Origin of the sequence: Chitinophaga sp., from assembly GCF_035538455.1 — a bacterium.
In the GTDB taxonomy this organism is placed as follows: domain Bacteria; phylum Bacteroidota; class Bacteroidia; order Chitinophagales; family Chitinophagaceae; genus Chitinophaga.
Map to the genome: position 1 here is coordinate 26,022 of NZ_DATLKJ010000244.1, position 9,994 is coordinate 36,015.

10 protein-coding genes are annotated in these 9,994 nt (G+C 48.7%); 1 reads left to right on the top strand and 9 read right to left on the bottom strand.

From position 1 onward, the window contains the following. Positions 1 to 7: 7 nt before the first annotated feature. Positions 8 to 709, bottom strand: a complete 702-nt coding sequence (locus VM802_RS28480; RefSeq protein WP_325537201.1) for a thioesterase II family protein — start codon at positions 707 to 709, stop codon at positions 8 to 10. Positions 710 to 994: 285 nt separating this feature from the next. On the opposite strand from VM802_RS28480, the gene VM802_RS28485 reads away from it, so the two are divergent. After that, positions 995 to 1,678 carry a dioxygenase family protein gene (locus VM802_RS28485; protein ID WP_325537203.1) on the top strand — a complete coding sequence of 228 codons (684 nt, stop codon included), beginning with the start codon at positions 995 to 997 and terminating at the stop codon, positions 1,676 to 1,678. A 75-nt stretch (positions 1,679 to 1,753) separates the two neighbouring features. Here VM802_RS28485 and VM802_RS28490 read toward each other — a convergent pair whose 3' ends face one another. The 8 genes from VM802_RS28490 to VM802_RS28525 all read right to left on the bottom strand — a co-directional run. After that, positions 1,754 to 2,263 (bottom strand): GNAT family N-acetyltransferase, encoded by a 510-nt coding sequence (locus VM802_RS28490; protein ID WP_325537205.1) that lies wholly within the window; start codon positions 2,261 to 2,263, stop codon positions 1,754 to 1,756. A 112-nt stretch (positions 2,264 to 2,375) separates the two neighbouring features. Continuing rightward, the gene (locus VM802_RS28495; protein ID WP_325537207.1) at positions 2,376 to 3,593 is read right to left on the bottom strand and encodes a family 16 glycosylhydrolase; all 1,218 of its coding nucleotides are present in this window, start codon (positions 3,591 to 3,593) and stop codon (positions 2,376 to 2,378) included. A 161-nt stretch (positions 3,594 to 3,754) separates the two neighbouring features. Beyond that, positions 3,755 to 4,360 carry a short chain dehydrogenase gene (locus tag VM802_RS28500; RefSeq protein WP_325537209.1) on the bottom strand — a complete coding sequence of 202 codons (606 nt, stop codon included), beginning with the start codon at positions 4,358 to 4,360 and terminating at the stop codon, positions 3,755 to 3,757. A gap of 59 nt (positions 4,361 to 4,419) precedes the next feature. Continuing rightward, entirely contained in the window at positions 4,420 to 5,322 is a 903-nt protein-coding gene (locus VM802_RS28505; protein ID WP_325537211.1) for a helix-turn-helix transcriptional regulator, read from the bottom strand. A 98-nt stretch (positions 5,323 to 5,420) separates the two neighbouring features. Beyond that, positions 5,421 to 6,455 carry a redoxin domain-containing protein gene (locus VM802_RS28510; RefSeq protein ID WP_325537213.1) on the bottom strand — a complete coding sequence of 345 codons (1,035 nt, stop codon included), beginning with the start codon at positions 6,453 to 6,455 and terminating at the stop codon, positions 5,421 to 5,423. 304 nt (positions 6,456 to 6,759) lie between these two features. Next, complete coding sequence (locus tag VM802_RS28515; protein WP_325537216.1) at positions 6,760 to 8,031, bottom strand: redoxin domain-containing protein; 1,272 nt, start codon at positions 8,029 to 8,031, stop codon at positions 6,760 to 6,762. A gap of 71 nt (positions 8,032 to 8,102) precedes the next feature. Then, complete coding sequence (locus VM802_RS28520) at positions 8,103 to 9,140, bottom strand: redoxin domain-containing protein (RefSeq protein ID WP_325537218.1); 1,038 nt, start codon at positions 9,138 to 9,140, stop codon at positions 8,103 to 8,105. 134 nt (positions 9,141 to 9,274) lie between these two features. After that, the coding region (locus VM802_RS28525; protein WP_325537220.1) for a peroxiredoxin family protein at positions 9,275 to 9,994 on the bottom strand (720 nt) is incomplete at its 5' end.

Below are 9,994 nucleotides of genomic sequence, written 5' to 3' on the forward strand. Positions count from 1 at the left end.
TGGTATTTTAACGGGCCACCTGTGCCGCCTGTAACTGAGACATAATGATGGCGGCCATTCTCGGCGCATGCTGATGTATAAAAAAGTGTCCACCTTCCAGCAGTTCTTTCCGGAAGCGGGATGTGGTGTATTGCTGCCAGGTATCGATTTTATCCACACATTCTTCTGCTGTACCCATTACGGCGTACAAAGGGATACTTACCGGGCTGAATGCATGTTTCCCTGCTTTCTCCACGATTTCGAAATCGGCTCTCAGGACTGGTTCAAAGAAAGAAAACAGGTCTTCGTTATCCAATACTTCATCGGGTATACCTCCCAGGTCTTTCAATACCTTTTTGAACTCGGGTGTTGGTTGCAGGTAGGTGTTGTCATATTTCTTAACACCTGGGCCAGCATTACCGCTGAGAATAAGGGCGGCTGGCTTTCTGCCACTTTGCTCCAGCAAATGCGCCACTTTGATACCTAGTACTGCGCCCATGCTGTGACCATATATCAGGAAAGGTTCCCCATTGAGGCGGGCTGTGATCTTCTTAAAAAGATCATCAGCAGCCTGCTCAAATCCATGGATCAGGTCTTCCATCATACGGTTGCCTCTTCCGGGCAGTTCCAGGGAGATCACCTCCAATGCTGGCAATTTAGACGTAAGGAACTGGAATGAATAACAATTTCCTCCGGCAAAGTGTAGGGTAAATAACTGCGGTTTCTTCATAAATTTATTCTGTAATTATAAGGCCATCAATAGGGTTGTGGGAAAACAACTCCCTTCAAAGTTACAGAATCAGTTTTTATAATTGTTCATATAAAAATGTGTATCTCTACACAGATATAGGTGGCTTTCGCGAAAATATAGCTGACAAGCTGAATACCGGTCATCTTATTTCTTATTGCCAACAATTGCTTTTGCAGTAACTTCATTACGCCGGCCGGCACTTCACCCTCAGCCCCTGGTATTTCGGCCTGTATCTGTATGCTCATCCATATAACCACCAACAACATGAAAAGAATATACACGTTCCCTATTGTATGCCTGACGGCAGCGCTGTTGATCTGTAGCTGTAATGCAGCCCGCTCCGGCAGCCAGGAAAGCACGGTTGCCGCCAGCAAAGCCGATACCGCCAAAGACATCGCCATTGGCGACTACTGCGATGGATGTGATGCCATGTATGAAGGCATGCCCGCAAACGACAGCATCCGCACCGTTGTTACGATAGCAGACACCCATGAGCCGGGAGAACGCCTGACTGTAACAGGTAAGGTTTACCAACCTGACGGGAAAACACCTGCTCCTCATATCACCCTGTACATCTGGCATACAAATGCCCAGGGCTATTATGAACCGTCACCAGGGCAGATCAATGGCAAGCTCCACGGACATCTGCGCAACTGGGCACAGACGGATAATGACGGTAATTTCACGATCAACAGTATAAGACCTGCACCTTACCCGGACAGGGATGTACCGGCGCATATTCATATCCTTGTGAAGGAGCCACATAAAACGCTGTACTATATCGATGAAGTGTGGTTTGACGATGATCCGCTGGTAACACCATCATTACGTGCCCAGGCTGAAAAACGGGGTGGCGATCTTATCATACATCTTTCGAAAGGTGAAGCGGGCAGCTGGAATGGTCGTGTGAATATTATCCTTGGCAGGAACATCCCCAATTATAAATGACTCAGGGTGACCAACTGGCAAAGTACACTTTTAACAGGCCTTTGCCCCCTGGTTAACCCTTAGTACATATTTACATCAATGCAGTTTCTTTTCGTAGAGATTATTTAATGAATGGGGCATTGCCTTCTCTCCCACTTTTTTGAATCCCAGGTTTTCGTAGTAGTTGCAAAGCCAGTTGTTGGATGCGTTGCAATCGAGCCGCAGTAAATCATATCCGTCGATAACCAGGAGGTTTTCTACATAGCGAAGGATTTTAGCGCCCATATTTTGTCCGGAAAACCCCTTTCTTACCACGAGAGAATGCACGTAACCTGATTTATCTGTCTGTTCGCCCCAATAGCGTATATCAGTATACGAAAGGCGGAACATCCCTATGTGTTCATTTTCTTCGTTATTCACTATAAAAAACTCCGTTTGCTTTAACCCTTCGTCAATCCAGCTGATATGTCCGGGCTGGGGGTTGAGCCACATATGCCACTGGTCGAGCCCTTTGTTTTTAATAGCCTCTGCCGCTTCTTTCAGCATTGATAAAATCAATGACAGCTCTTGTTCTTCTGCTTTTCTGATATGGAGTGTTGTGTTCATAGTATCAAATTAGAAGTGGCAAAATTATCCATTTCATTCATCATACTTAAAAAAACGATAAAGGGCGTCCCGGATAAGAGACGCCCAGTACATCACCCATGTCTTTTTAAACTCAGTACCGGAAAGATTCCCAGCCCGATATAGTGGTTCTGTTGCAGGTCATTGGTTGTGTGCCGTTTTCGCTGGAGATATAGCGGCCATTGTTGCCTCGCAGTGAGAAGGAACCGTCTGCATTGGAGATCCAGTCGAATTTTTCCCAGTCGCCCGCACTGGTACGGTTACACGTAATTGCTTGTACACCGTTTTCGGAGGATACATATTTGCCCATACTCTTCAGCGCTACTTTTCCGCCGCCGGCGTCTTCCACGGTGAACTGTTCCCATGCCTGTGCAGTGGCCCGGTTGCAGTTCATTGGCTGTGTGCCGTTTTCGCTGCTGACGAAGGCGTTGTTAACGCCTTTGATGGAAATCGTGGAGCCGATGGGTGCTGAGCCGCCGCCATTGGTCATGGAGAATACCCTTACATAATCCACGTACATGCTGGCGGGCAGTTTGCTTTCATCCACGGTCTGACCGGGGAAATTGCCGCCTACAGCGAGGTTGAGGATAATGAAGAAGGGCTTGTGGAATTCTTCTGTACTGTTGATATTATTGAGGATATTGGCCTCATGGTATTGGTTGCCGTCCACGAACCAGCGGATGGAGCTGGCATCCCACTCTACTGCATACACGTGGTAATCGGTGAAGCTGGTAGTGGTGGTACCGCCGTAGTGGGCGTACCCATTGGCATCCCAATGTATGGTGCCGTAGATGGTATTACTGGTGTTCACCTGCTCCATAATGTAGATCTCACCGCATTTTGGCCAGCCTATTGAGCCGATGTTGTTGCCCAGCATCCAGAATGCGGGCCATAGTCCCTGTCCGGACGCCAGTTTAATTCTGGCTTCAATGCGGCCGTATGTGGTGGTAAAGCGGCCAGCGGTGTTTAGCCGGGCTGAGGTGTAAGGCCAGCCGTTCACACTTTCCTTACGGGCGGTGATCACGAGATTTCCGTTGCTGACGGAGGCATTGGCAGCCTGGTAATATTGTCTCTCGTTATTACTGGTGTTAGGACCTGTTTCAAACTGCCACTTATTACCGTCTACGCCGCTGCCGTTAAACTCATCGGACCAGATCAGCTGGTATGAGGCAGCAGCCTGCGGTTGTGCCACAGCGGTGGCTTTGTTGTCGATGGATTGTAATGTGTGTGTATCCTGGAGGTCCTTTTTACAGGATGAGATGGCGACTAACAGGAACGCGCCTACGTGGAATGTTAACAATTTTGTTTTCATGGAATTTTGCAATTATTATGAACAATGAGGGGTGATGCGGGAACAGAATACCCCCTCAATATCCGTAATTATTACTGTAATTCCTCCTCACCGGCGGCCACGCCCGGGGATATGAACGCTGCCGCTGTGTGGCTATTGCCATACAGCGGCAGCGTATACCATCACGAATACACCTTCAGGATCTTCCCGTTCACGGCGCCTGCCACACTCAGGATGTACGCATTCACCAGTTTATTCATTGGTACCAGGTTATATCCGGGGAAAAATGCGCCGTACCGTTCATTGCTGTCTTCCACCAATCCGGGGCTTACTGCATTAATGCGCCTTTCCTGCTTCATCTCCTGTGCAGCGCCTAATACAAAACTGTTCACTGCACCGTTGATCATGGCCACACAGGTGCCGTTGCGTGCCGGGTGCTGAGCGGCAATACCAGAAGTCAGCGTGAATGACCCACCTGAATTGAGATAGTTCTTTCCCATCAATACAAGATTCACCTGTCCCAGCAGTTTGCCTTCTATTCCCGGCATCATCAGCTGTGTGGTCATCTCTTCAAAGGGGCCATAGTAACCTGTTCCTGCGGTGCAGATGCATGCGTCTATATTGCCTGTCTGCCTGTACATGTTCTCAATAGAATCCGGCGATGTAATATCTACCTGTACAATGCCACTATTCCTGCCTGCGGTGATCACTTCGTGACCGCGTGCAGTGAAGGCTGCAGCCACTTTTCTTCCGATGGTACCCTGACCACCGACCAGTAAAATTTTCATGGATGTGATTTTTATGCAAAGATCACTACCGGGGGAGGTTGGAAGTTAATCCATATAGCTCATTTAATAGTAATTCCGGCTCTTAATGCGGCGGGGGGATGGCCGTATTCATTTCTGAACAACCGTATAAAATAGGAAGTGTTCTCAAATCCGCATTCCAACGCTATTTCAGTCACCTGCTTACTGGTATTCAGCAACAGCATATGTGCATGTGCCAACCGCCTGGTATTGATCCAGACGCGGGGGGAGCTTCGATAACGCTGACGGAAATCGCGCTTAAACTTAGCAAGGCTGCAATTGCACAGTCCTGCCAGTTCTTCGATAGTAACCGGTTGCAGCAGGTAGTTGTTCACGATAAAATCAATATCCGCGGGTTCTGCGCTGATAGCGGATTTAATAAACGATTGTACTTTACCGCTCCCACTTCCGGAGAGCAACAGCAATAATATTTCCTGTTGTTTCAGTGGCAGCAGCCACTCGAAGTTGGATGGCAGGCTGTCAAAATATTTCCGGAAGCTCTCTTTGAATCCGTTTACCACTGATGTTGCCGGAAAGACGAGGTAATGGTCCTGCTGATGAGCGCTGCCTTCATGACAGTGTTTTGCCATGGCCTGCAGCAGCTTACCCGGCAGGAAGAGCATCATGGCTTCAAAGTCAAGGCCATCCCCGATGTACTCTGCCATTACGTATATTCCTTTACGTAACAGGATCACTTCTCCGGGTGATACCTTCACTGTTTCACCTGGGAAGTGCAATAGCTTTACGCCTTTCGTTACGAAGATCAGGGTATGCGCTGTCATCAGCACCGTGCGCTTGCCGGGCAGTGATTCAATTTTGAGTTTGGCAAATACTTCTGTCTTTCCAGTGAGGAAAGATGCGTCAGTGGACCCGGGGGCAGGTGGAAAACGGTGCAGCATGCGTGCAAGATAATACTTCGAAGAAGGTGAAGCGCCATTCTTCATAACCGGCCATTACCGCACTGTCGCTACGTATGCTGGATCCCGGTTACAATCCCGAGCCGGCAGTGTTACTCCTTCTCCTCCCTATTTACTCCAACTGATCATTTCAACAGCTCATCCAGTTTTTCCAGTGCTTCTCCTCTCAGGTTGTGCGCAATGATTTTCCCTTCCGAGTTGATGAGAAAATTTTGCGGGATAAACCTTACGGCATACAAGTTCGCGGCGGACGCATGCTGCGGGTCCTTGTCGGAGATCTGTTTCCAGGGCAGCTGCCCCTGTTCTATGGCCTTGATCCAGGCGGGCTTTGACTTATCCAACGAAACGCCCAGCACGGTAAAGTTCCGGTCTTTATATTTATTGTAGGCTTTCAGCAAACCAGGCATTTCCTCTAAGCAGGGAAAGCACCAACTGGCCCAGAAATTCACCAACACATATTTGCCACGGAAATCTTTTAATGAAACATCGATACCGGCGGTGTCTTTCTCCGTAAAATCAGGTGCTACCGCACCGATCTGCACCCGTTTGAGGTTTTCCAGCATAGCCGCAAATGCTTTTCCCATATAGCTGTTCTTCAATGCAGGCATAAAGCCTGCGAAGGTAGCCTCCTGTTGTTCCAGGGTATAGGCGCTATAGTCACTTAATCTTTCCAGCAATTCAAGGCTGATAAAGGATGCAGGATGTCTGGAAACAAAATCCTTTTCCACATGATCACACAATGCTCTGAACGAGTCAATTTCCTCAATTTCGGTTGGCTTACCTATCTTTGCCAGCTCCTGTTGCAGCTGTACATTCTCGTCGTTGAGCAAAGAACCCTGAACGGTGAGTTTTCCTTCTTCACTAATGGTGATGGCGTGGTTACCGGGCTCCAGGTAAAACTCGCCCCTAAAGAGCTTTCGCACGGAGGGAGGATAGTGGCAGTTGAGATAGGCCCTCACCGGTTCATCCAGCTCACCGGCGAATGTAAATTTACCATCGGTGATGTGGACAGAGTCATGTACAAGTTGATCACCGGATGTATAGTAATAGAGATGCGCAGATACAGGGTGATCGGCCAGGTGCAGGGTTCCGGTAATCCGGAAAGGTTTGGCAGCATAGGCTGCAATCGGCAACAGCAAATAACAACGGTTTCGTATCATGATTTTTGATTTAATAATCATCTTTCTCTACAGGCAAGGCTCACTACTTTCCCTGTACCGGGATAAGAGCGGTACAACTGTAGCAGTATGTTGACAGGCGAGATAACGTCTTGCGGATTTAGTGTCTTTTAGTGCTGTGCAACAGGATCCTGAACCGCTATACCAAACAGGCTGTGCGACTACATTACATCGTACAAATACAGGTAGAAACGGCCATGATCGCACGGCCCCACGTATGTTAGATCCCGGCCCCAATCCCGAGCCGGTGGTGTTACTCCTTTTCCTCCCTATTTTCTCTAACTGATCATTTCAACAGCTCATCCAGTTTTTCCAGCCCTTTTCCTATCAGGTTGTGTGCAATAATTTTCCCTTCCGGGCTGATGAGAAAATTTTCCGGGATAAACCTTACGGCATACAGCTTCGAGGCGGACACACGCTGCGGGTCCTGGTGAGAGATATGTTTCCAGGGCAGCTGACCCCGTTGTATACCCATGATCCAGTCAGACTTCGACTCGTCCAGCGAAACGCCCAGCACGGTGAAGTTCCGGTCTTTATATTTATTATAGGCTTTCAGCAAATTAGGATTTTCCATTGAGCAGGGAAGGCACCAACTGGCCCAGAAATCCACCAGCACATATTTGCCACGGAAATCTTTTAATGAAACATCGATACCAGCGGTGTCTTTCTCCGTAAAATCAGGTGCTACTTCACCGATCTGCACCCGTTTGAGGGTTTCCAACATAGCCACAAACGCTTTGCCCGCATGGCTGTTCTTCAATGCAGGCGTAAAACCAGCGAAGGTAGCGTTCTGTTGTTCCAGGGTATAACCGCTAAATCCTTCCAGCAATTCAAGGCTGAGAAAAGAGGCAGGATGTCTGGAAACAAAATCCTTTTCCACCGGATCGCGCAATGCACAGAACGAGTCAATTTCCTCAATTTTAGTTGGCTTACCTATCTTTGCCAGCTCCTGTTGCAACTGTACGTACTCATCGTTGAGCAAAGAACCCTGAACGGTGAGTTTTCCTTCTTCACTAATGGTGATGGCGTGGTTACCCGGCTCCAGGTAAAACTCGCCCCTAAAGAGCTTTCGCACGGAGGGGGGATAGTGGCAGTTGAGATAGGCCTTCACCGGTTCATCCAGCTCACCGGCGAATGTAAATTTACCATCGGTGATGCGGACAGAGTCATGCACAAGTTGATCACCGGATAGATAGTAATAAAGATGCGCCCATACCGGGTGTTCAGCCAGGTGCAGGGTTCCGGTAACCCGGAAAGGTCTGGCAGCATAGGCTGCAACCGGCAGCAGCAGTACCATCAGCAGATAACAACGGTTTCGTATCATGGTTTTTGATTTAATCATCATCATCTTTCTCTGCAGGCAAGGCTTACTGCTTTCCCTGTACCGGGATAAAAGCGGTACAACTGTAGCTGTACGTTGACAGGCGAGGTAAGGTTTTGCGGATTTACTGGCTTTCAGCTGTACAACAGGATACTGAACCGCTATACCAAACAGGCCGTGCGATGGCGTTACATCATACAAACACAGGTAGAAACGGTCATCATCGTACGGCCCCACACATGCAGGATCCCGGTTCCAATCCTGAGCCGGTGGTATTACTCCTTCTCCTCCTTATTTTCTGTAACTGGTCATTTCAACAGCTCATCCAGTTTTTCCAGCCCTTCTCCTCTCAGGTTGTGCGCAATGATCTTCCCTTCCGGGTTGATGAGAAAATTTTGCGGGATAGACTCCACGGCATACAAGTATGCGGCGGATGCATGCTGCGGACCCTGGTGGAAGATCTGTTTCCAGGGCAGTTGATCCTGTTCTATGGCCTTGATCCAGGCGGTCTTCGATTCGTCCAGCGAAACGCCCAGCACGGTGAAGTTCCGGTCTTTGTATTTATTGTAGGCCCTCAGCACATTAGGATTTTCCTGTCTACAGGGACCACACCAGCTGGCCCAGAAATCCACCAGCACATATTTGCCACGGAAATCTTTTAATGAAACAGCAATACCGGCGGTGTCTTTCTCCGTAAAATCCGGTGCTACTGTACCGATCTTCACCCGCTTAAAGTTTTCCAGTTTGGTCGCAAACACTTTGCCCGCCTGACTGTTCTTCAATGCAGACGTAAAGCCGGCGAAGATGGCCTCCCGTTGTTCCGTGGTATAGCGTCTAAAGTCATCTAGCAATTCAAGGCTGATAAAGGATGCAGGATGCCTGGAAATAAAATCCTTTTTCACCGGATCGTGCAATACACGGAACGAGTCAATTTCCTCAATTTTAGTTGGCTTACCTATCTTTGCCAGCTCCTGTTGCAACTGTACGTACTCATCGTTGAGCAAAGAACCCTGAACAGTCAGTTTTCTATCTTCACTAATGGTGATGGCGTGGTTACCCGGCTCCAGGTAGAACTCGCCAGTAAAGTAGTTCTTCTGGGCGGGAGGATTGTAGCCGCGGAGATAAGCGTGCGCCGGTTCATCCAGCTTCCCGGCGAATGTAAATTTACCATTGATAATGCGGGTAGAGTCATGCACCCGTTGACCATCAGCCAGATAATAAAAGAGATGCATCCATACCGGCTGATCGGCCAGGTGCAGTGTTCCGGTAACCCGGAAAGGTTTGGCAGCATAGGCTGCAATCGGCAGCAACAGTACCATCAGCAAATAGCAACGGTTTCTTATCATGGTTTTTGATTTAATAATGTCATCTTTCTCAGCAGGCAAGGCTCACTACTTTCCCTGTAGCTGCCATTGACAGGCGAGATAACGTTTTGCGGATTTATTGTTTTTTTGGTGCTGCGTAACAGGATATTAACCGATCATTTCAACAGCTCATCCAATTTCCCCAGCGCTTCACCTTCCAGGTTGTGCGCAATGATTTTCCCTTCCGGGTTGATGAGAAAATTTTGCGGGATAAACCTTACGGCATACAGCTTCGAGGCAGACACACGCCGCGGGTCCTGGTGGGAGACCTGTTTCCAGGGCATCCGACCCCGTTGTATTTCCTTGGTCCAGGCGGTCTTTGACTTGTCCAGCGAAACGCCCAGCACGGTGAAGTTCCGGTCTTTGTATTTATTGTAGGCTTTCAGCACATCAGGCATTTCCTCTAAGCAGGGAATGCACCAGCTGGCCCAGAAATCTACCAACACATATTTGCCACGGAAATCTTTTAATGAAACAGCAATACCGGCGGTGTCTTTCTCCGTAAAATCCGGTGCTACCGCGCCGATCTGCACCCGTTTGAGGGTTTCCAGCATAGCCGAAAACGCTTTGCCCCCATGGCTGTTCCTCAATGCAGGTGTAAGGCTGGCGAAGGCTGCTTCCAGTTGTTCCAGGCTATAGTCGTCAAATCCCCTCAGCAACTCAAGGCTGATAAAGGATGCAGGATGCCTGGAAACAAAATTCTTCTCCACCACATCGCGCAATGCACCCAACGAGTCCAGTTTCTTTTTCTCCAGTGTGGTTGGCTTACCTATCTTTGCCAACTCCTGTTGCAACTGTACATACTCATCGTTGAGCAAAGAGCCCTGAACAGTCAT

What these genes read in the sequence shown, in the direction of transcription:
- VM802_RS28480 (WP_325537201.1), bottom strand. Translation starts at nt 709, where the DNA reads ATGAAGAAACCGCAGTTATTTACCCTACACTTTGCCGGAGGAAATTGT.
- VM802_RS28485 (WP_325537203.1), top strand. Translation starts at nt 995, where the DNA reads ATGAAAAGAATATACACGTTCCCTATTGTATGCCTGACGGCAGCGCTG.
- VM802_RS28490 (WP_325537205.1), bottom strand. Translation starts at nt 2,263, where the DNA reads ATGAACACAACACTCCATATCAGAAAAGCAGAAGAACAAGAGCTGTCA.
- VM802_RS28495 (WP_325537207.1), bottom strand. Translation starts at nt 3,593, where the DNA reads ATGAAAACAAAATTGTTAACATTCCACGTAGGCGCGTTCCTGTTAGTC.
- VM802_RS28500 (WP_325537209.1), bottom strand. Translation starts at nt 4,360, where the DNA reads ATGAAAATTTTACTGGTCGGTGGTCAGGGTACCATCGGAAGAAAAGTG.
- VM802_RS28505 (WP_325537211.1), bottom strand. Translation starts at nt 5,322, where the DNA reads ATGAAGAATGGCGCTTCACCTTCTTCGAAGTATTATCTTGCACGCATG.
- VM802_RS28510 (WP_325537213.1), bottom strand. Translation starts at nt 6,455, where the DNA reads ATGATACGAAACCGTTGTTATTTGCTGTTGCCGATTGCAGCCTATGCT.
- VM802_RS28520 (WP_325537218.1), bottom strand. Translation starts at nt 9,140, where the DNA reads ATGATAAGAAACCGTTGCTATTTGCTGATGGTACTGTTGCTGCCGATT.